This is a genomic window from Microbacterium sp. NPDC087591, from assembly GCF_044743625.1.
In the GTDB taxonomy this organism is placed as follows: Bacteria; Actinomycetota; Actinomycetes; order Actinomycetales; family Microbacteriaceae; genus Microbacterium.
In genome coordinates this window covers 388,859-408,436 of sequence record NZ_JBIUWU010000003.1, presented here as the reverse complement: position 1 = coordinate 408,436, position 19,578 = coordinate 388,859, and the positions used below count along the sequence as shown (strand labels likewise).

Here is a 19,578-nt window from a genome sequence, read left to right as displayed (position 1 = left end):
GCCGAATCGATAGGAGTGCCATGACCACGTGGGAGTACGTCACCACGCCGCTGCTGATCCACAACACGGCGGCCATCCTCAACAACTGGGGCAAGCAGGGCTGGGAGCTCGTGCAGGTCGTCCAGGGGCCTGAGGGCGGCCTCGTCGCCTACTTCAAGCGTCCGGTCACGCAGGACGGCTCGAACAACTCGGGTCTCGCTGCCGCTGCCGAAGCCGCTCGCCAGTTCGAAGGCGGTGCGGCATGACCGTCAGTGCCCGTCTCGCCGAGCTCGGCATCGAGCTCCCTGCCGTGGCGGCTCCCGTCGCGGCCTATGTGCCGGCGGTCAGCCACGGCGGCCTGGTCTACACGTCGGGGCAGCTGCCGTTCGTCGACGGCGCTCTGCCTGCGACCGGCAAGGTCGGCGCGGACGTCTCCGCGGATGACGCGAAGGCTTACGCCCGCACGTGCGCGCTGAACGCCCTCGCGGCCGCGGCGGATGTGGTCGGCGGCGTCGACCGCATCGCGGGTGTGCTGCGCCTCGGGGGCTTCGTGGCCTCGGAGCCGACGTTCTCCGGTCAGCCGGGAGTCATCAACGGCGCCAGCGAAGTGCTCGGCGAGATCTTCGGCGATTCCGGTCGTCACGCTCGCGCGGCGGTCGGCGTCGCGGTTCTCCCGCTGGACAGCCCGGTCGAGGTCGACGTCGTCTTCATCCTGGCCTGACGGCATCCTGGCCTGACGGCATCCTGGCCTGACGGCATCCTCGCCTGACGGCGAACGGCCCCGTCCGGATCCGGAAGGGGCCGTTCGCGTGTGCGATCTACTTCACCTGGGCGGAGATGATGCTCATCACGGCCGTGTCGGCGAGTGTGGTGGTATCGCCGACCTCGCGACCTTCCGCCACATCGCGCAGCAGGCGGCGCATGATCTTTCCCGAGCGCGTCTTGGGCAGCTCGCCGACGATGTAGACGTCGCGGGGGCGAGCGATCGCTCCGATCTGCTCGCCGACCCAGAGCCGGAGCTGCTGGGCGAGGCCCGCCGGATCGTGCGCGGCGAGGTAGCTCTCCTTGATGATCACGAAGGCGACCACCGCCTGGCCCGTGGTCTCATCGGAGGCGCCGACCACCGCGGCCTCCGCCGTGGCCTCGTGCGCGACCAGCGACGACTCGATCTCGGCCGTGGACAGGCGGTGACCAGAGACGTTCATGACGTCGTCCACGCGTCCGAGCAGCCACAGGTCGCCGTCCTCGTCGAGACGCGCCCCGTCGCCGGCGAAGTAGTACCCCTGGTCCTCGAACTTCTCCCAGTACGTCTCCTTGTAGCGCTCGGGGTCGCCCCAGATGCCGCGCAGCATGCTCGGCCAGGGTTCGGTGATCACGAGGAGTCCGCCGTTGCCGTTGCCGACCTCGACCCCCTGCTCGTCGACCACGTCGATCGAGATGCCGGGCAGCGGCACCTGCGCGGACCCCGGCTTGGTCGCGGTCACGCCGGGGAGGGCGGAGACCATGATGGCGCCGGTCTCGGTCTGCCACCAGGTGTCCACGATCGGGGCCTTGTTCCCGCCGATCACCTCGCGGTACCACATCCACGCCTCGGGATTGATGGGCTCGCCCACCGATCCGAGCAGGCGCAGCGATGACAGGTCGAACTTCTGCGGCACCGCGCGGCCGATCTTCATGAACGAGCGGATGGCGGTCGGCGCCGTGTAGAAGATCGAGACCTTGTACTTCTCGATGATCTCCCACCAGCGACCCGGGTGCGGCGCGTCCGGCGTGCCTTCGTAGAGCACCTGCGTCGCGCCGTTCGCGAGAGGGCCGTACGCCACGTACGAGTGTCCCGTCACCCAGCCGATGTCGGCGGTGCACCAGAAGACGTCGGTCTCGGGGTGCAGATCGAACACGTACTTGTGCGAGTACGCGGCCTGAGTGAGGTATCCGCCGGAGGTGTGCAGGATGCCCTTGGGCTTTCCCGTCGTGCCCGAGGTGTACAGGATGTACAGCGGGTTCTCGGAGGGGAACGCCTCGGCGACGTGCTCGGCGGATGCGGCGGGGACGGCCTCATGCCACCACACGTCGCGACCGTCGACCCAGTCGACCTCGTTGCCGCCGCGCTGCACGACCAGCACGTGCTCGACGGTCTGCTGCTCGCCGTCTCCACGATCACCGAGAGCCTGGTCGACGGCGGGCTTCAGGGCCGAGACGCGACCCTTGCGATAGCCGCCGTCCGCCGTGATGACGACCTTGGCGCCGGCGTCGTCGATGCGGGCGCGCAGGCTGTCTGCGCTGAACCCGCCGAAGACCACGGAGTGGATGGCACCGAGACGCGCCACCGCGAGCATCGAGGCGATGGCCTCGGGGATCATCGGCAGGTAGATCGCGACGCGGTCTCCGTGGCCGATGCCGAGGTCGGTGAGCACATTCGCGACGCGCTTGACCTCGTCGGTCAGCTCGGCGTACGTGATCGTGCGGGAGTCGCCGGGCTCGCCCTCCCAGTGCAGAGCCACGCGGTCGCCGTTGCCCGCCTCGACGTGGCGGTCGAGGCAGTTGTAGGCGACATTCAGCTCGCCGTCGTCGAACCACTTCGCGAAAGGCGGTGCAGACCAGTCCAGCACCCGGCTGAACGGCTTGTGCCAATGCAGCAGCTCGCGTGACTGCTCTCCCCAGAAGGCTTCGCGGTCGGCGGCGGCGCGTTCGTACAGCTCCGGAGAGGAGATGGACTGGGCCACGAACTCCTCGGACGGCGGGAACTTTCGCGTCTCGTCGAGAAGATGGTCGATCTGGCTGCTCATCAGCAGGCGCTCCTTTGCGTCAGGGCATGGTCGTGAGGGGGCACGATCAAGTCAGGGCGAATCTAGTCCCGCCCCCCGACATCGCATACTGCCGAAAGTAGGTAGTACCGCGGGTTTTGTCAGGACCGTCGCCTTGCGTACACTCGACGACAGCCGAATACTCATTCCGGCCTTGGCGTGCCCCGATTCCCCCGATCGTGGAGCGCCGTGGGCGGCATCTCATTCCCCCCGTGAGATGCCGCCCTTCTCCGTCTCCGCTCCGAACGCTTCTCGGCAGACGGCCGAGGCCGCGAACGGTTCTGCACCGGGCACCGTCCCACGGAGTTCTGCACACGCCGCGCGATCTCGGCATCGCGGAGCGGGTGCCGGCTCCTAGCGTCGGGGCATGGCCGATTCCTTCGTCATCCAGCCCCGTCTCTGGGGTCCCGCATCCGCCGCGGACCCGCTCTCGTCCGCACCGGAGCTCCAGGTGGACGAGGCGTTCGGATCGCTCGCCGAGTACTGCGCCGACGACACCGTCACCGACATCTTCGTCAACGGAGCACGGGGCCTCTTCGTCGACAAGGGGCACGGGGCGGAGCAGATCGTCGGGTGGAGCGCTTCGGAGCGTGAGGTGCGTGACCTCGCGGTGGCCCTCGTCGGGCTCGGCGGGCGGCACCTCGACGACCAGGCCGCCTGCGTCGATGTGCGCCTCGCCTCCGGCATCCGAGTGCACGCGGTGCTGGCGCCCATCGCCACAGCCGGCACGGCGTTGTCGATACGGATCCCGCGCGTGCACGCCGCCGACCTCGAAGCGCTCGCCGCAAGGGGGACGGTCGATCAGCGTCAGCAGCGATGGCTGCACGGGCTGGTCGACAGCAGAGCCAACATCCTCATCACCGGAGGCACGGGCACAGGCAAGACGACGCTGCTCTCCGCGCTGCTCTCGGAGGCGCCGCCGCGAGAACGCATCGTGACGATCGAAGACGTCGCGGAACTCCGTCCTCGGCACCCGCACCACGTGGCGCTCGAGGCGAGACAGGCGAATCTCGAGGGCGCGGGGGAGATCAGCCTCGCTCGGCTCGTGCGGGAGTCGTTGCGGATGCGGCCGGATCGACTGGTCGTGGGCGAATGCCGAGGAGAAGAGGTACGCGAACTCCTCAGCGCTCTCAACACCGGTCATGACGGGGGAGCCGGCACGCTCCACGCGAGCGGCCTGCGTGACGTGCCGGCGCGGCTCGAGGCACTCGGAGCGCTCGCGGGGATGGATGCCACGGCGCTCGCCCGTCAGGTCGTCAGCGCGTTCACGATCGTGCTGCACCTCGCGCGGACGCCCGACGGCGTGCGGCGGATCGCTCAGGCGGGCGTCTTCGAGATGAAGGGCGACCGTCTGGCGATCGAGGAGGTGCGGCCGTGGTGATCAGCATCCGGCGAGCCTCCACGGCGTCGGGGGACGGCGCGACGGCTGTCGACGCGGCGACCTCTGTGCAGACTCTCGCCGTCCTCCTCCAGGCCGGTGCGGCTCCTGTCGCGGCATGGCGGCACCTCGCCGACACGGGTGACGTGCACGCGCGTTCCGTGGCCGCGCGCCTCGATGCGGGCATGCCGTTGCTCGCGGCGATCGAAGCCGAAGGCGGCGCGTGGGTCGATCTCGCTGCGGCCTGGGAGATCGCCACCACCGTCGGTGCGCCGCTCGCCGAGGTGCTGCGCATGATCGCGGAGACCGTGAGGGATGCGGCATCAGCCGCCGACGACGTGCGCATCGCTCTCGCCGAGCCCGCGGGGACGGCGAGACTGCTGCTGTGGATGCCGCTGGCCGGTCTCCTCCTCGGATTCGCCCTCGGGTTCGACACGGTCGGCATCGTCGTACGCAACCCGATGGCCACGATGTGCGTCGCCATGGGTCTCTGCCTGGTCGGCGTCGCGCGACTGTGGACTCGTCGGCTGCTCAGGCGCGCATCACCGCGCCCGGGGATCCCGGGTATGAGTGCCGAGCTCGTGGCCATCGCGGTCTCCGGTGGAGCATCGATCGATCGCGCCCTCCGCCTGGTCGCGGCGAGCTCGGTCTCCGGGGACGATTCGGAGAACCGGATCCGATCAGTCCTCGATCTCTCGAGGGCCGCGGGCGTCCCGGCCGCGGAGCTTCTGCGCGCATCGGCCGCACAGGAGCGTCATGCGTGCCGGGTGCACGGGCGGTTGCGCGCCGCACGTCTGTCGACCCGGCTGCTCCTCCCGCTCGGCACGTGCACGCTGCCCGCCTTCCTCCTGCTCGGCGTCGCTCCGCTGTTGCTCAGCGTCCTCGGTTCGACACCGCTTCCCCTGTGAACCACCACCCGATGCACACGCATCCCCAGAGAAAGAAGGAACACCATGACCGTTCTTCCCCGATTGGATCGCCGGCGTGCGGCCGAGCTGTTCGGTGATGACACCGGCGCGGCGACGGCCGAATATGCCATCACGACGATGGCCGCCGTGGCCTTCGCCGGTCTGCTGGTCGTCATCATGCGCTCGGACGAGGTGAGAGGAATCCTCACCGATCTCGTCCGCCGAGCGCTCACCGTGTCGTGACCAGGGCGCTGCGCCGCGCGCGGCGACAGCGGCGCACTGTGCATCCGCGAGAAGAGAAGGAACGCGGATCCGTGGCCGCCGAACTCGCCGTCGCCCTTCCCGTCGTGGTGCTCACGCTCGCGCTCGGCGTCGGAGCTCTGGGGGCGGCGGCGAGACAGGTCGCCCTGCAGGATGCGGCAGCCGACGCCGCGCGAATGCTCGGTCGCGGTGAAGAGGACGACGCGGCAGCGCGGGTCGTCAGCGGCGCAGTGTCGGGCGCGCGGCTGTCATCGTCGCGCGGTGACGCGCTGGTCTGCGCCACGACGAGTGCGTACGCCGAGATCGGCGGGGTGATCCAGCTGCCGCTGACCGCCAGGAGCTGCGCGCTCGACGGGGGCGGCTGATGGCGGGGTCGGCCGTCGCGGCCGGTCTGCTCGGGGCGGTCGCGGCTCTCACCCTCGGCCTCGCCGTCGTCGGGGGAGCCGCCGTCACCGCTCAACGCGCAGCCGGTGCGGCCGACGCCGCGGCGCTCGCCGCCGCAGACGCCGCGAGCGGTGCGGTGCCGGTCGTGGAAGAGCCCTGCGCGGTCGCCGCGCGAGTCGCATCGGCTGCCGGTGCGACGGTGACGCGGTGCACGATCACGGACTTCGTGGCGATCGTGGAGGTACAGGCGGCGTACGCTGGACTCGTTGCCGTCTCCCGAGCCCGCGCTGGGCCACCCGAGGTGAACTGACGGCTGCGCGAAGCACCGATCCCGCGAACAAGCAGGCGCTGACTGTGAACAACCCCGCACAGTGGTGTGTATGGTGTGCTTCGAAGAAAGGACGCACCCTTGGCTGAAGGCAAGAAGCTCGTCATCGTCGAGTCCCCGACGAAGATGCGGTCTATTCAGGGATACCTCGGCGACGGCTACGAGGTGCTCAGCTCGGTCGGCCACATCCGCGACCTCGCCGACAAGAAGGACATTCCGGCTGCCGACAAGCAGGCATACGGGAAGTACTCGATCGACATCGACAACGGCTTCGACCCGTACTACGTCGTGTCCGACCGCAAGACGAAGACCGTCGCCGAACTCAAGCGTGCGCTCAAGACCGCCGACGAGCTCCTGCTCGCCACTGATGAGGACCGCGAAGGCGAGGCGATCGCCTGGCACCTGCTGGAGACGCTGAAGCCGAAGGTCCCGGTCAAGCGCATGGTCTTCCACGAGATCACCAAGGACGCGATCCAGGCGGCCGTCGGCAACACCCGCGAGCTCGATCACGATCTGGTCGATGCCCAGGAGACCCGCCGCATCCTCGACCGTCTCTACGGCTGGGACGTCTCGCCGGTCCTCTGGTACAAGGTCAAGACCGGCATCTCGGCCGGACGCGTGCAGTCCGCCGCGACCCGCCTGATCGTCGACCGCGAGCGCGAGCGCATGGCCTTCACGTCCGCCGAGTACTGGGACGTCGATGCCGCGGCCGCGGCGACCGGCACCTCGTTCAAGATCCGCCTCGTCCGTGTCGACGGCGGTCAGCTCGCCCGCGGTACGGACTTCGACGACAGCGGAAAGCTCAAGAAGGCCGTCGTCATCCTCGACGAGGCTCAGGCCACCGCGCTCGCCCGGGCGGTGGACGCGGTGGGTGCCGGCACGGTCACCAAGGTCGAGGCGAAGCCGGGAACGCGCAGTCCCTACGCGCCGTTCACGACCTCGACGATGCAGCAGGAGGCCGGTCGCAAGCTCTCGATGGGGGCCAAGCAGGCCATGGGCGTCGCCCAGCGCCTGTACGAAAAGGGCTACATCACCTATATGCGTACCGACTCGACGTCGCTGAGCACCCAGGCGGTGCAGGCGGCACGGAGTCAGGCCGTGGCTCTCTACGGTGACAGCGCCGTGCCGCTCAAGCCGCGCGTGTACAAGTCGAAGAGCAAGAACGCGCAGGAGGCCCACGAGGCGATCCGCCCGTCGGGCGACAACTTCCGCACTCCCGCGTCGCTGGCGTCCGAGCTGGACCGCGATGAGCAGCGTCTGTACGACCTCATCTGGAAGCGTACGGTCGCCAGCCAGATGTCCGACGCGAAGTACGAGACCACCACGGTCACGATCGCCGTGGATGCAGCGGGCCGGAAGGCCGAGTTCACGGCCTCAGGCACCGTCTACACGTTCAAGGGGTTCCTCGAGGCCTACGAAGAGGGCCGCGACGAGAAGCGCGGCGACGCCGATGCCGCCGAGAACCAGTCGCTTCCCGCCGTCGCCGTGGGCGACGAGCTCTCCGTCAAGGAGGCCGAGGCCAAGGGACACCGCACGACCCCGAAGCCGCGTTACACCGAGGCCTCGCTCGTGAAGGTGCTCGAGGAGAAGGGCATCGGACGTCCCTCGACGTTCGCCTCGATCCCCGAGACGATCCTCGACCGCGGGTACGCCGTCAAACGCGGACAGGCGCTCGTGCCGACGTGGCTCGCGTTCAGCGTGGTGCGTCTGCTCGAGGAGCACTTCGCCGACCTCGTGGACTACGACTTCACGGCCGCGCTGGAAGACGACCTCGACACCATCGCCCGCGGTGAGCAGAACCGCGTCGAATGGCTGAAGTCCTTCTACTTCGGTTCGGACTCGCACGTCGGTCTGCGCCAGGTGGTCGACAACCTCGGCGAGATCGATGCGCGTGCTCTCAACTCGACGCCCATCACCGACACAGCGACTCTCCGCTTCGGCAAGTACGGGCCGTACCTCGAGGTCTCGGACCCCGAGAACCCCGAGGCCAAGCCGCGCATCGTCAACGTCCCCGAAGACCTCGCTCCCGATGAGCTCACCGCGGAGAAGGCGCAGGAGCTCATCGACGCCCCGGTCGCCGGCGACCGTGTGCTGGGGGAGAACCCCGAGAACGGCAAGATCGTCGTCGTGAAGGACGGTCGGTTCGGCCCCTACGTGCAGGAGAACGACCCGGTGTCCGAAGACGCCGCTGTCGATGAGAGCACGGGAGAGGTCGTCGAGGCGCCCAAGCCCAAGCGCGGCGCGAAGAAGGAGACGGCGCCCAAGCCCCGCACCGCGTCCCTGTTCCGATCCATGTCGGTCGACACTCTCGAGCTCGAGACCGCCCTGCAGCTGTTGAGCCTGCCTCGTGTCGTCGGCACCGACCCCGAGTCGGGTGAGGAGATCACCGCGCAGAACGGCCGCTTCGGTCCGTACCTGAAGAAGGGCGCCGACTCGCGCTCACTCGAGAGCGAGTCGCAGATCTTCGACGTGACCCTGGAACAGGCGCTCGAGATCTACGCGCAGCCGAAGTATGGCGCACGCCGGGCGTCGAGCGCGCTCGCGGAGTTCGACGCTGATCCGGTCAGCGGCAAGCTGATCCGGATCCGCGACGGTCGCTTCGGTGCCTACGTCACCGACAGTGAGACGAACGTGACCATTCCGCGCGGCCAGAAGGTCGAGGACATCACGTTCGAGATCGCCGTGCAGATGCTCGCCGACAAGCGCGCCAAGGGCCCCGCGCCCAAGCGCGGCGCGGCGAAGAAGGCCCCGGCGAAGAAGGCCCCTGCGAAGAAAGCCCCGGCGAAGAAGGCTCCTGCGAAGAAGACGACGGCCACGAAGGCGAAGGCTCCGGCCGACGCGGCGAAGTCGGCTGCACGATCTGCGGCGGCGAAGAAGGCAGCGGCGACGCGGGCGGCGAATGCGGCCAAGCGTGAAGCCGAGGCTGCGGGCGCGAAGGCGGACTCGTGACCTCAGGTCACGGTGCGTGGATCACTCTCGAAGGCGGAGACGGCTCGGGAAAGACCACGCAGTCGAACCTGTTGGCCGACTGGCTGATCGATGAGGGGCACACGGTCGTCCGCACGCGCGAACCGGGCGGGTCCGAGGTCGGTCAGCTGATCCGCGACATCGTGCTGCACCACCGCGGCGACATCGCCCCGCGCGCTGAGGCCCTCCTGTACGCGGCCGACCGCGCGCATCACGTCGCGACTGTCGTCCGCCCGGCGCTCGCGCGAGGCGACGTCGTGCTGCAGGACCGCTACCTCGACTCCTCCGTCGCGTATCAGGGGGCCGGGCGCGTGCTCGACGCCACCGAGATCCGCGACCTGTCGCTGTGGGCCGCAGAGGGCGCGCTGCCCGACCTCACGGTCCTCCTCGACCTGGACCCGGCGACGGCCCGTACACGTCTGGACTCGGCCGACAAGCCGTTCGACCGCCTGGAGGCGGAGAAGGCGGAGTTCCACGGACGCGTCCGTGACGCCTATCTCGCGCTCGCGGCCGCAGAGCCCGAGCGCTTCCTGGTGCTCGATGCTGCGGCATCCACGGAGGAGATCGCGGCGCTGGTGCGGGCCAGGGTCGTGGCGTTGCTCGCGCCACGCTGAGTCCGGCTTCTGCACGTGACCACGGCGCGCGCCACGAGCGTCGGTGCTCCCGTCTAGGCTGAGTGCATGCCCCACACCGCCGCGCTCCCTTTTCCCTGGGGCGATGTCTGGGGACAGGACGCAGCCGTCGAGACGCTGCGCGGAGCGGCATCCGATCCCGCGGCGTTGTCGCACGCGTGGTTGATCACAGGCCCTCCCGGCTCCGGGCGCTCGACCCTCGCCTACGCCTTCGCCGCTGCGCTCATCGCGGACCGACCGGACGATGAGGCGGCGATGCGCCAGGTGCTCGCCGGCACGCATCCCGACGTCACGGCTCTGCGCACCGACAAGGTCATCATCACGATCGCCGAGGCCCGCGCGCTCGTCGAACGCTCCTACTTCGCCCCCTCGGCCGGTCGCTACCGGGTGATCGTGGTGGAAGACGCCGATCGCATGGTCGAGCGCACCTCCAACGTGCTGCTGAAGGCTCTCGAGGAGCCGCCGGAGAACACGGTCTGGATCCTGTGCGCGCCGAGCGAGGCCGATCTGCTGCCCACCATCCGCTCGCGCGTGCGGTCGCTGCGGCTGCGTGAACCCGATGTGGCGGATGTCTCCCGACTGATCACCCTGCGCACCGGAGTCGATGAGGCCGTCGCGGAACAGGCCGCCCGGCACGCGCAGCGGCATATCGGCATGGCCCAGCGCCTCGCCACCGACGAGGGCGCGCGTCGACGCCGGGATGAGACGCTGCGCTCCGTGATCGGCGTCCGCGGCGTCGGCGACGCCGTCGAGGTGGCCGGCCGCATCATCCAGGCAGCCACCGAAGACGCGAAGGCGCTCACGGCGGAGCGGGATGCGCAGGAGCGCGCATCCTTGCTGCGCATGGTCGGTGTCGCCGAAGGGCAGGCCGTCCCGCCGGCGCTGCGCTCGCAGCTCTCTGCGCTCGAGGATGACCAGAAGAAGCGCGCGACTCGCAGTCTGCGCGACGGCATCGACCGGGTGCTCACCGATCTGCAGTCGATGTTCCGTGACGTCGTGATGCTGCAGTTCGGACAGGGCGATGAGCTGATCAACCGCGAGCTCTTGCCGGAGCTCAGCGCCCTCGCGGCGGCCTGGCCCGAGACCCGTACTCTTGTCGTACTTGACCACCTTGCCGAGACGCGGCAGGCGCTGGAGCGCAACGTCGCCCCGCTGCTGGCCCTGGAGAGCTTGCTCGTGACCATCGCGAGCGGGAGGACACCGTGAACAACAGACCGACTTCCCGCTTCCGCCGCGCCGCTGCGATCATCGCCGGGCTCGCCGCGGCATCCGTCGCTCTCTCCGGGTGTCTGTACTCGATGATCCCCGAGCAGACGGATCCGAAACCCTCGGCGACCAACGCCCCCGACACCGATGGCGTCGCAGCGGATCTACTGCCGTACTACTCGCAGACGCTGAGCTGGACCGCGTGCGGCACGGGCTTCGACTGCACGGATGTCACGGCGCCGCTCGACTGGGAGAACCCGGGCGCAGGCGAGATCACGCTGTCGGTGGTGCGCCACCAGGCGGAGGGCACGGCGATCGGTTCGCTGTTGACCAACCCGGGAGGGCCGGGCGCGAGCGGCGTCGACCTGATCCTCAACAGCCTCGACTATGCGGTCGGTGCCGATCTGATCGAGAACTACGACGTGATCGGCTTCGATCCGCGCGGCGTCGGATCCTCCACCGCGGTGACCTGCTTCGATGCGGCCGAGATGGACGACTACCTCTACGGCATCCCGACCGCAGCACGGGGGACGGCGGAGTGGGAAGCCGAACTGCTCGACAAGCACAAGGCGTTCGCAGAGGCCTGCGAAGCCAACAGCGACGGCATCCTGCCGTTCATCACCACGATCAACGCCGCACGCGACATGGACCTCATCCGCGCCGTGCTGGGCGACACGCAGCTCAACTACCTGGGCTACTCGTACGGCACGTTCCTCGGGGCGACCTACGCGCAGCTGTACCCGGAGAAGGCCGGTCGCCTGGTGCTCGACGGCGCGATCGACCCGTCCGTGCCCGGTCTCGAGGTCGGCGCGACCCAGGCCCTCGGCTTCGAATCGGCGCTGCGGGCTTACATGCAGGACTGCCTCGATTCGGGCGAATGTCCGTTCAACGGCACGGTCGACCAGGCCATGGCCGACCTCGGCGCGCTGCTCGCGAGCGCCGACCGCACTCCGCTTGCGAACGGTGACGGGCGTCGGATGGGTGCGGACTCGATGATGACCGGAATCATCGCAGCGCTCTACTCGCAGGACAGCTGGAGCTACCTCACCCAGGGGCTGGACGAGGCGTTGCAGGGCGACCCGGCCACGATGTTCCTGCTCGCCGACTTCTACAACAGCCGAGAAGGCGGAACGTACATCGACAACTCCTCCGAGGCGTTCCGCGCGTACAACTGCATGGACTATCCGGTCGAGGACGATCCCGATGCCGAAGCCGCGACCAGGGCGAAGATCGCCGCGGGCGCACCCACCATCGCCCCGTACTGGGATGGCCCGGACTCATGCGAGGTGTGGCCGTACCCGCCCACCGGCACGCGCGGCAAGATCGCAGCCGAGGGCGCAGGGCCGATTCTGGTCGTCGGCACCACGAACGATCCGGCGACCCCGTACGAGTGGTCGGAGTCGCTCGCGGACCAGCTCGAGGAAGGCGTGCTCATCACGCGCGTCGGCGAAGGGCACACCGGTTACAACAAGGGCAACGTCTGCGTCGACGACGCCGTCGAGGCGTTCCTGCTCGATGACGTGGTGCCCGAAGACGGGCTGCGCTGCGAGTGAGTCTGCCTCGATTCGCGAGCGGGGGCGAGACAGGGTAATATCGGTGATCGCGCCGGTTCGTCCGTCGCACGCCGCTTTAGCTCAGTCGGCAGAGCATTTCACTCGTAATGAAAAGGTCGTCAGTTCGATTCTGACAAGCGGCTCCGACAGGCCCCGTGATGCGAAGAACATCACGGGGCCTTTCCCGTTCCGGCGGCGTACGCTCAGATCATGAGCAGAGCACTTCTCATCGTCGATGTCCAGAACGACTTCACCGAGGGTGGCGCGCTGGCTGTTGCCGGCGGCGATGCCGTGGCGTCCGCGATCACCGCGTACCTCTCCGCCCACGCGGGTGACTACGGCGTGATCATCGCTTCCCGTGACTGGCACGATCCGGAGGGCGACAACGGCGGGCACTTCGCGGACGCGGCGGATTTCGTGGACACGTGGCCTGCGCACTGCGTGGCGGGAACCGACGGAGCGGAGTACGACCCGCTGCTCGAGACCGGTGCTGTGACCCATCACGTGCGCAAGGGGCAGGGAAGACCCGCCTACTCGATGTTCGAGGGCGTCACCGACGCGGACGAGACGGTGGGTGCCGTGCTGACGGCCTCCGGTGCGCTGGATGTCGACGTCGTGGGCATCGCGACGGATCACTGCGTGCGGGCGACCGCGTTGGATGCCGTGTCGCACGGTGTGCGCGTGCGGATCCTCACAGATCTGATCGCAGGTGTCGGAGCCGAGTCGAGCGCGGCGGCACTAGCCGAGCTCGCGCATGCAGGTGCGGAGCTGGTCGAGAGCGCCCGGGCGTGACCCGCAGCGTCCTGCTGCTGCGGGCCGTGAACGTCAGCGGGCGCAACCGTGTGCCGATGGCGGAGTTGCGTGAGGCGTTGACGACGGATGGTGCGGTCGAGGACGTGTCGACCTACATCGCGAGCGGGAACATCATCTGCGCTCATCCTGACGACCCCGTGGCGGCCTGCGACCGGGTTCGGAAGCTGATCGCTGCGGAGTTCGGGGTGGACACCCCGGTGATCCTCCGTACGCACCGGGCGCTGGTGGCGACCCTCGCTGCTCATCCCTTCGCAGAGCCGGTCGAGAAGCTGCTGCACGCGATGTTCCTCGAAGGGCCGCCTGCGGACGGTGCGGTGGATGCGCTGCGCGAGCGGCTGGCGCCGCGAGAGGAGATCGCGCTCGTGGGCGAGGATCTCTGGATCAACTACGGCGAAGGCGGGGTGCACTCGACCAAGCTCACCAAGGCCGTGCTCGACCGGGCGCTCGGAGTGGCCGGGACGGCGCGGAATCTGAGGACGGTACGCACGCTCGCCGAGCTGACCGCCTAGGGCCTAGGCGCCGGGCTTCTCGCCGATCGTGCGGCTGAGGGCGGTGGGAGGCTGCTGGGGATGCGCCTGTACGTCCAGTCGACGGCTGCCGCAGTCGGCGCAGCGCACGTAGAGCAGGCATCCCTCGCTGGTGCGGTGACGCGACTCCACGAGCCAGGCGTGCTCGTGCGTCGCCGTCGGCGAGGGGAGGCGGGGGATCGGGAGGGTGTGCGACGAGGTCATGCATCCAGCGTGATGTAATGGCCTTATGCATCTCAACCCTTACGGCGAATACGCCGTGCTGCTGGCGGCATCCCTCGCCAACGACTGGCCGGAGGATCGCGCGGCGATCGAGCAGCGCACCCTCGATATGGGCATGACGATGACCTTCCCGCCGGCTCCGGATGATCACGCGCGGATCCGTGCGGTCATCGATGACTGGCTCGCGATCGTCGACGAGCCCGACCACGACGCGCGCGCGGCGCTGCTCAACGCACAGCTCGCCGAAGCGGCCGCGTACCCGAGACTCACGAACCACGACGGCGAAGGCTGGCACCTGCACTACCGCGATGACGTGCAGTCGCTGCCCTTCGTGCTGCGGGCGATCATCAACCTGGGCACCTCGCTGCATCTGGTGACGCGGGGGATGAGCCGGCTGGGCCGCTGCGAGGCGTCTCCGTGCACGAACGTGGTGGCCGATGTGACGCGGAACGGCCGCCAACGCTTCTGTTCGGTGCGCTGCGCGAATCGCGCGGCGGTGCGGCGTCATCGGGCGCGCGGAGCCTGAGCCCCCCGCATCCGGTCGCAGATTGGCCCCGCCTCAGCCGAGGGGGCCATCCGTGCGACCGGAGACGAGTTGGTCAGGCGGATTGTCCCGCGTGCTTGCCCTCGCCGATCTCCTCGACGACCTTCGCGTTGAATGCGGGCAGATCGTCGGGGGTACGGCTCGAGACGAGCCCCGCGTCGACGACGACCTCCTCGTCGACCCAGGTCGCGCCGGCGTTGCGCAGGTCGGTCTTCAGGCTGGGGTAGCTGGTGAGCGTACGTCCGTCGACGACGCCGGCCTCGATGAGGATCCAGGCTCCGTGGCAGATGACTCCGACGGGCTTGTGCTGAGCGAAGAACTCCTTCGCCAGGGCGACGGATGCCTCGTCGAGGCGCAGATGGTCGGCGTTCACGACGCCGCCCGGGAGTACGAGCGCCTCGAACTCGTCGGCGCTCGTGTCGCCGGAGATGAGGTCGACCGTCTGCTCGTGCCCGTTCTTGCCCGTGATGCTCCCCGCCGCCGGTGCGATCAGCGTCGCGCTCGCGCCCGCGGCGGTCACCGCCTCCCACGGGCTCGTCAGCTCGCTGTCCTCGAAGCCGTCGGTCGCCAGGAATGCCACGCGGTTTCCGGTGAGAGTCGCCATGATCGTCGTCCTTTCAGGAGGGGAGAGTGGATGCTCAGACTCTCCCGCGAGAGCCGCACTCCGTGAAGGGGGTGGCCAGCGCGCGACGAGGGTGATAAAGCGCGAGATCCTCACGCGTGACCCGGAGCGCGCTCCGGGGACCGCCGATCGGTGCGCGGTATGCGGTGGGCCCCGTGGGGCTCGAACCCACGACCCGCGGATTAAAAGTCCGATGCTCTGCCAACTGAGCTAGAGGCCCGCGCCTTCTAGTCTAGGGCGCACAGAAGGGGCGCCGGTGAACAGCATCACCGACGCCCCTTCTCGCCTTCTCGCGGGCCTCCCCGCCTGCGAGAGGTCGAGGTGCCGGGGTCCCTTCCCGGCGAGCCCGCCGGGGTCCCTTCCCGGCAGCCCGGATCAGTTGGCCGGCGGCATCAGAACCGTGTCGATCAGGTACACGGTCGCGTTGGCGGTCTGGACTCCACCGCAGATGACGTTGGCGTCGTTGACCATCAGCTCGTCTCCGCTGCCGGTGACCTCGAGGTCAGCACCCTGCACGGTCGCGTGCGTGCCCACGATGTCGTCCGGTGCGATCTGACCGGGGACCACGTGGTACGTCAGGATCGAGCTCAGCGTGGCGCTGTCGGTCTTGAGCGCGTCGATGGTGGCGGGGTCGATCTTGGCGAAGGCATCGTCGACCGGTGCGAACACGGTGAACTCGCTGCCGTTGAGCGTGTCGACGAGGTCGACGTCGGGGTTGAGCTGACCGCTGACCGCCGCGGTGAGCGTCTTCAGCAGCGGGTTGTTGGATGCGGCGACCGCGACGGGGTCAGCGGCCATGCCGGCAACCGAACCTGCGCCGTCCGGCACTGCCTCGGCGTATGCCGCGCATCCGGGGCCGACCAGGTTGGCAGCCGGGTCCATCGTCTCGGGCGTGGACTCCGAGGTCTCGGGGGCCGTCGGCGCCGACGATTCGTCCGTGGTGGTGCTGCCCATCGAACATGCGGAGAGCACGAATGCGCTCGCCAGCGTGAGGGTGAGGGCTGCGGTGACCTTCTTCTTGGTGCTGAACATCTCGAGCTCCTTCAAACTGAGCCACGGCCTCTCCGTGGCGTCGAGTTGTGTTCGGAGCCCCTCGGGGAACGGATGGGAGAAACTTCGATTTTGTTCCAGATCCGCGTGATTCCGCGTGATTCGACGCTGATCCAATCCGTTCCCCTCGCGGGCGCGAAGAGAAGACGTGTGAGCGAGGGGAGCCTCGGATGCTGATTTCCTCCTTCACCTGCGGGTGATGCGCTGCACGGGAACAGAGAGGAGATGCGGCATGCTTGTAGAGATGGTCATCGACGGAATGGACGTCCCGGAAGACGGGACCGCGAGCGACGCCGCAGCCGAGCTGCTGCTGCGCATCGCCGACGGTGATCAGGCTGCCTTCGCAGCGCTTTACGACATGCTCTCCTCGCGCGCGTTCGGGCTCATCCTGCGCGTGCTCGTGAACCGCTCTCAGAGTGAAGAGGTGCTGCAGGAGGTCTTCCTCGAGATCTGGCAATCCGCTTCCCGCTTCGCTCCGAACAGAGGTCAAGGACGGACATGGGTGATGACGATCGCACATCGTCGGGCCGTGGATCGAGTGCGTGCGTCGCAGTCGAGCACGGACCGTGATGTACGGGCAGGGCTGAGAGACATCGGCGTGGCGCACGACAGTGTCGCCGAGCAGGTGGAACTGGGCATCGAGGGCGAGAAGGTCGTCGGAGCTCTCTCCACTCTTCCCGACGTGCAGCGTGAGGCGATCGTGCTCGCGTATTACGGCGGTTACAGTCAGAACGAAATCTCGGCGCTCGTGGGAGCGCCGCTGGGGACTATCAAGACACGGATGCGAGACGGGCTCACCCGTCTCCGCGCAGCTATGGGGGTGACGGCATGAACGAGAAGGACTTCGCAGAACTCGCGGCAGGTGCCGCCCTGCATGCGCTGTCGCCTGCCGACGAGCGTCTGTTCCACGACGCACTCGCAGCGCATCCGGAGTGGGCTGATCTCGTCGACGACGATGTCGAGACGGTCGCGTCCCTCGAAGCCGTCGCGGCACCGGAGTTCCCGCCGCTGGATCTGCGGGCCACATTGCTGGCGCAGATCGCGTCGACACCGCAGCACGGTGATGACGACTCCGTCGCGCACCACGCGGAGTCATCCGGCTTCAGCGATGCCCCATCCGCAGCGGCGACCGGCCAGAGCGCTGAGTCGCAGCCACGAGCAGCCGCACCGCGCCGGTGGACCAGAACGATCTTTGCGCTCGCCGCATGCCTCGCGCTCGTGGTCGGTGTCGGATTCGGCGCCGCGGCCCTGGGGGGCTACCTCAACCGCCCCGCTGCGGTCGTCGCATTGGAGCAGATCCAGTCCGCCGATGATGCGCAGCAGGCGACCGTGACGCTCGACGACGGCGGAACGGCGACCGCGCACTGGTCCGCGTCCGAAGGGGCCGCTGTGCTCGTCACGGACGGCATCCCCGCTGCGGCCAAGGGCGAGAGCTACGAACTCTGGTTCGTGCGCGGAGAGACTCCGATCTCGGCCGGCGTGTTCGATGTGGAAGGCGGCACCGCCACGGCGGCGCTCTCGGGCGACATGCATGCCGGCGATGTCATCGCGGTCACGGTCGAGCAGGAGGGCGGATCCCCGACGGGGAAGCCGACCTCCGACCCGTTCATCGTGATCCCCACGGCCTGAGGCGCAGCGAACGCGGGTAGCCTGGTGCGATGCCCGAGCAGCACCACCGCCCCGTGCGGCGACCGTCCAGCGCCTTCGACAACATCGTCGGCGCACACGATCCTGCCGAGGAGACGCGCGCCGCGCACGCCACGGCATCCGCTCTCCTGACCAGGGTGCGCGCAGACGAGAGCGGCGTGAGCGCCGACCGTCTGGTGGCATTCACCTCCGAGCACGGCATCGACGAGATCGCTGAGCTGTGGTCGAAGGCCGCGCCGCGGACGCTGCCGGGGGCGCTCTGGCGCCTGTATCTGCTGCAGTTGGCGATCCATGCCGACGCCGAGACCTCGGCGCTGCTGTACGAGCGCGGCCGCGTCGAGCTGCCCTCCGTCGATGCCGCTATCGCCGGAGCGCCGGTGCCGGCGAACCCCGACGAGCTCGTCGCCCTGATCGACACGATCCTTCGCGGAGCGTTCCGCGGTGACTTCGCCGTGGCGCTCGAGCGGGCGGCGGCGTTCTGCCGCATCCAGGCCTCCGGAGCCACACACCTGGCCGATGACTACGAGTCGACCGAACCGGCACGCGCGACGGAGCTCACGACCAGGGCGCTCCGCCTGAGCAGCTACGCGCACGACCTGTCCGCGGCGTCCACGCTGTGGCGTTCGGGAACGTTGAGCTGAGACCGCCCGCACGCGTGGGCGCTGCGGATATGAGAAGACCGGGCCGCAAAAACGCCTCTCGGCGGAAGGCCGCTCGCAGCGGCGAAAAATGGAGCCCGGGGTTATGCGGCCCGGCCACTCCATTGTAACGCGGACGCGCGGTGCCTATTCCCGACCTCTAGGCTCAGAACATGAACCGGCGCTTCGCATTGATGATCGATCCCGTCGCCGCGGATGAGGTCCGCGACGACTACTCCGACACCTTCACCACGGTGGATGCGGCGGCACCAGCGCTGAGCGTGGGGGAGTTGAGTACGCAGCGCGGTGACGGCGTCTTCGAGTCGATCGGCGTGGTCGACGGGCACGCTCAGGAAGTGGTGCCGCACCTGGAGCGTCTGGCGCATTCCGCGCGGCTCTGCGACCTGCCGGTGCCGAACGCGCACCAGTGGCACCAGGCCATCGACAGTGCAGCGGAGCAGTGCGGAGAGGGCGAGGCGGTCATCAAGCTGATCCTCAGCCGGGGAGTGGAGCACGGCCCGACTCCGACGGCCTGGGTCACCGCGGCGCCCGCCGCGGACTTCAGCGCCCCGCGCGAGAACGGCATCCGTGTGGTGACGCTCGACCGCGGCTACGACCTGGGGGCGGCCGAGCGGGCGCCCTGGCTGCTGCTCGGTGCGAAGACGCTGTCGTACGCCGTGAACATGGCGGCACTGCGAGAGGCGCACAGGCGCGGCGCGGACGACGCGATCTTCCTGTCCAGCGACGGCTTCGTGCTGGAGGCGCCCACGGCGTCGCTCATCCTGCGCTTCGGCGACCGGTTCGTCACCCCGGCCCCGAACGGTGGCATCCTGCACGGCACCACGCAGCTCAGCATGTACGACCACCTCGCGGCACGCGGCTTCGAGGTCGGGTACGACCGCATCCCGGCATCCGATCTCGCACGAGCAGATGCCGCCTGGCTGGTCTCGAGCGTGCGTCTCGCTGCCCCGATCACCGCGATCGACGGCGTGGATGTCGCAGTCGATCACACGCTGACGGCCGAGCTGAACGCGTACCTGCTCTCACCCCGGGACTGAGTCCGCGCGGGCCCGGGCACAGCTTCGGAGGTTGCCCGGTCCTGGCGGGCACAGCTT

General features: G+C 68.8%; 22 protein-coding genes and 2 tRNA genes. 19 read left to right on the top strand and 5 right to left on the bottom strand.

The features are described 5' to 3' along the window. Positions 1-20 precede the first annotated feature (20 nt). Together ACIOVG_RS16465 and ACIOVG_RS16460 are read left to right on the top strand one after the other, a co-directional pair. Entirely contained in the window at positions 21-245 is a 225-nt protein-coding gene (locus ACIOVG_RS16465; protein WP_141871058.1) for a hypothetical protein, read from the top strand. Continuing rightward, positions 242-700 (top strand): RidA family protein, encoded by a 459-nt coding sequence (locus ACIOVG_RS16460; protein ID WP_400875810.1) that lies wholly within the window; start codon positions 242-244, stop codon positions 698-700. The genes ACIOVG_RS16465 and ACIOVG_RS16460 overlap by 4 nt, the downstream gene beginning before the upstream one ends. Before the next feature lie 97 nt (positions 701-797). Here ACIOVG_RS16460 and acs read toward each other — a convergent pair whose 3' ends face one another. Further along, positions 798-2,765 carry an acetate--CoA ligase gene (acs, locus tag ACIOVG_RS16455; protein WP_400875807.1) on the bottom strand — a complete coding sequence of 656 codons (1,968 nt, stop codon included), beginning with the start codon at positions 2,763-2,765 and terminating at the stop codon, positions 798-800. Positions 2,766-3,150: 385 nt separating this feature from the next. On the opposite strand from acs, the gene ACIOVG_RS16450 reads away from it, so the two are divergent. From ACIOVG_RS16450 to ACIOVG_RS16395, 12 genes are all read left to right on the top strand, one after another. Further along, the gene (locus tag ACIOVG_RS16450) at positions 3,151-4,164 is read left to right on the top strand and encodes a TadA family conjugal transfer-associated ATPase (RefSeq protein WP_400875804.1); all 1,014 of its coding nucleotides are present in this window, start codon (positions 3,151-3,153) and stop codon (positions 4,162-4,164) included. Continuing rightward, positions 4,158-5,069 (top strand): type II secretion system F family protein, encoded by a 912-nt coding sequence (locus tag ACIOVG_RS16445; RefSeq protein WP_400875802.1) that lies wholly within the window; start codon positions 4,158-4,160, stop codon positions 5,067-5,069. The genes ACIOVG_RS16450 and ACIOVG_RS16445 overlap by 7 nt, the downstream gene beginning before the upstream one ends. 45 nt (positions 5,070-5,114) lie before the next feature. Further along, on the top strand, positions 5,115-5,312 hold the full coding sequence (locus ACIOVG_RS16440; RefSeq protein WP_400875799.1) for a DUF4244 domain-containing protein: 198 nt from the start codon (positions 5,115-5,117) through the stop codon (positions 5,310-5,312). 71 nt (positions 5,313-5,383) lie between these two features. After that, positions 5,384-5,695, top strand: a complete 312-nt coding sequence (locus ACIOVG_RS16435; protein ID WP_400875796.1) for a TadE family type IV pilus minor pilin — start codon at positions 5,384-5,386, stop codon at positions 5,693-5,695. Then, entirely contained in the window at positions 5,695-6,024 is a 330-nt protein-coding gene (locus ACIOVG_RS16430) for a helicase (RefSeq protein ID WP_400875794.1), read from the top strand. Before ACIOVG_RS16435 ends, ACIOVG_RS16430 begins: the two co-directional genes overlap by 1 nt. A gap of 99 nt (positions 6,025-6,123) precedes the next feature. Then, positions 6,124-8,991: a type I DNA topoisomerase gene (gene topA, locus ACIOVG_RS16425; RefSeq protein ID WP_400875792.1), complete on the top strand. Its 2,868-nt coding sequence runs from the start codon at positions 6,124-6,126 to the stop codon at positions 8,989-8,991. Beyond that, positions 8,988-9,623: a dTMP kinase gene (gene tmk, locus ACIOVG_RS16420; RefSeq protein WP_400875790.1), complete on the top strand. Its 636-nt coding sequence runs from the start codon at positions 8,988-8,990 to the stop codon at positions 9,621-9,623. Before topA ends, tmk begins: the two co-directional genes overlap by 4 nt. Positions 9,624-9,689: 66 nt before the next feature. Beyond that, positions 9,690-10,847: a DNA polymerase III subunit delta' gene (locus tag ACIOVG_RS16415; RefSeq protein WP_400875787.1), complete on the top strand. Its 1,158-nt coding sequence runs from the start codon at positions 9,690-9,692 to the stop codon at positions 10,845-10,847. Next, positions 10,844-12,400: an alpha/beta hydrolase gene (locus ACIOVG_RS16410; RefSeq protein WP_400875784.1), complete on the top strand. Its 1,557-nt coding sequence runs from the start codon at positions 10,844-10,846 to the stop codon at positions 12,398-12,400. Before ACIOVG_RS16415 ends, ACIOVG_RS16410 begins: the two co-directional genes overlap by 4 nt. Positions 12,401-12,470: 70 nt before the next feature. Continuing rightward, positions 12,471-12,543 (top strand) — tRNA-Thr (locus ACIOVG_RS16405). Positions 12,544-12,610: 67 nt separating this feature from the next. After that, the gene (locus ACIOVG_RS16400) at positions 12,611-13,192 is read left to right on the top strand and encodes an isochorismatase family protein (RefSeq protein WP_400875781.1); all 582 of its coding nucleotides are present in this window, start codon (positions 12,611-12,613) and stop codon (positions 13,190-13,192) included. Continuing rightward, positions 13,189-13,722 (top strand): DUF1697 domain-containing protein, encoded by a 534-nt coding sequence (locus ACIOVG_RS16395; protein ID WP_400875778.1) that lies wholly within the window; start codon positions 13,189-13,191, stop codon positions 13,720-13,722. The genes ACIOVG_RS16400 and ACIOVG_RS16395 overlap by 4 nt, the downstream gene beginning before the upstream one ends. A 3-nt stretch (positions 13,723-13,725) precedes the next feature. On the opposite strand, the gene ACIOVG_RS16390 is transcribed toward ACIOVG_RS16395, so the two are convergent. Beyond that, positions 13,726-13,944, bottom strand: a complete 219-nt coding sequence (locus tag ACIOVG_RS16390) for a hypothetical protein (RefSeq protein WP_400875775.1) — start codon at positions 13,942-13,944, stop codon at positions 13,726-13,728. 25 nt (positions 13,945-13,969) lie between these two features. On the opposite strand from ACIOVG_RS16390, the gene ACIOVG_RS16385 reads away from it, so the two are divergent. After that, positions 13,970-14,488, top strand: coding sequence for a CGNR zinc finger domain-containing protein (locus ACIOVG_RS16385; RefSeq protein WP_400875772.1), 519 nt, complete (start codon positions 13,970-13,972; stop codon positions 14,486-14,488). Positions 14,489-14,561: 73 nt separating this feature from the next. Here ACIOVG_RS16385 and ACIOVG_RS16380 read toward each other — a convergent pair whose 3' ends face one another. The 3 genes from ACIOVG_RS16380 to ACIOVG_RS16370 all read right to left on the bottom strand — a co-directional run bounded on the left by ACIOVG_RS16380 (position 14,562) and on the right by ACIOVG_RS16370 (position 16,160). After that, positions 14,562-15,110 (bottom strand): type 1 glutamine amidotransferase domain-containing protein, encoded by a 549-nt coding sequence (locus ACIOVG_RS16380; protein WP_400875769.1) that lies wholly within the window; start codon positions 15,108-15,110, stop codon positions 14,562-14,564. Positions 15,111-15,275: 165 nt separating this feature from the next. Beyond that, positions 15,276-15,348: transfer RNA gene (locus tag ACIOVG_RS16375), tRNA-Lys, on the bottom strand. 155 nt (positions 15,349-15,503) lie between these two features. Further along, complete coding sequence (locus ACIOVG_RS16370; RefSeq protein WP_400875766.1) at positions 15,504-16,160, bottom strand: fasciclin domain-containing protein; 657 nt, start codon at positions 16,158-16,160, stop codon at positions 15,504-15,506. Positions 16,161-16,410: 250 nt separating this feature from the next. Between ACIOVG_RS16370 and sigK the strand changes: the two genes are divergently transcribed. The 4 genes from sigK (at position 16,411) to ACIOVG_RS16350 (ending at position 19,521) form a co-directional block, all read left to right on the top strand. Continuing rightward, positions 16,411-17,010, top strand: a complete 600-nt coding sequence (gene sigK, locus ACIOVG_RS16365) for an ECF RNA polymerase sigma factor SigK (RefSeq protein WP_188895256.1) — start codon at positions 16,411-16,413, stop codon at positions 17,008-17,010. Beyond that, entirely contained in the window at positions 17,007-17,807 is an 801-nt protein-coding gene (locus ACIOVG_RS16360) for an anti-sigma factor domain-containing protein (RefSeq protein WP_400875762.1), read from the top strand. The genes sigK and ACIOVG_RS16360 overlap by 4 nt, the downstream gene beginning before the upstream one ends. 29 nt (positions 17,808-17,836) lie before the next feature. Beyond that, the gene (locus ACIOVG_RS16355; protein WP_400875759.1) at positions 17,837-18,466 is read left to right on the top strand and encodes a DNA-directed RNA polymerase subunit beta; all 630 of its coding nucleotides are present in this window, start codon (positions 17,837-17,839) and stop codon (positions 18,464-18,466) included. Positions 18,467-18,636: 170 nt separating this feature from the next. After that, positions 18,637-19,521, top strand: coding sequence for an aminodeoxychorismate lyase (locus tag ACIOVG_RS16350; RefSeq protein WP_400875756.1), 885 nt, complete (start codon positions 18,637-18,639; stop codon positions 19,519-19,521). Positions 19,522-19,578: the final 57 nt, after the last annotated feature.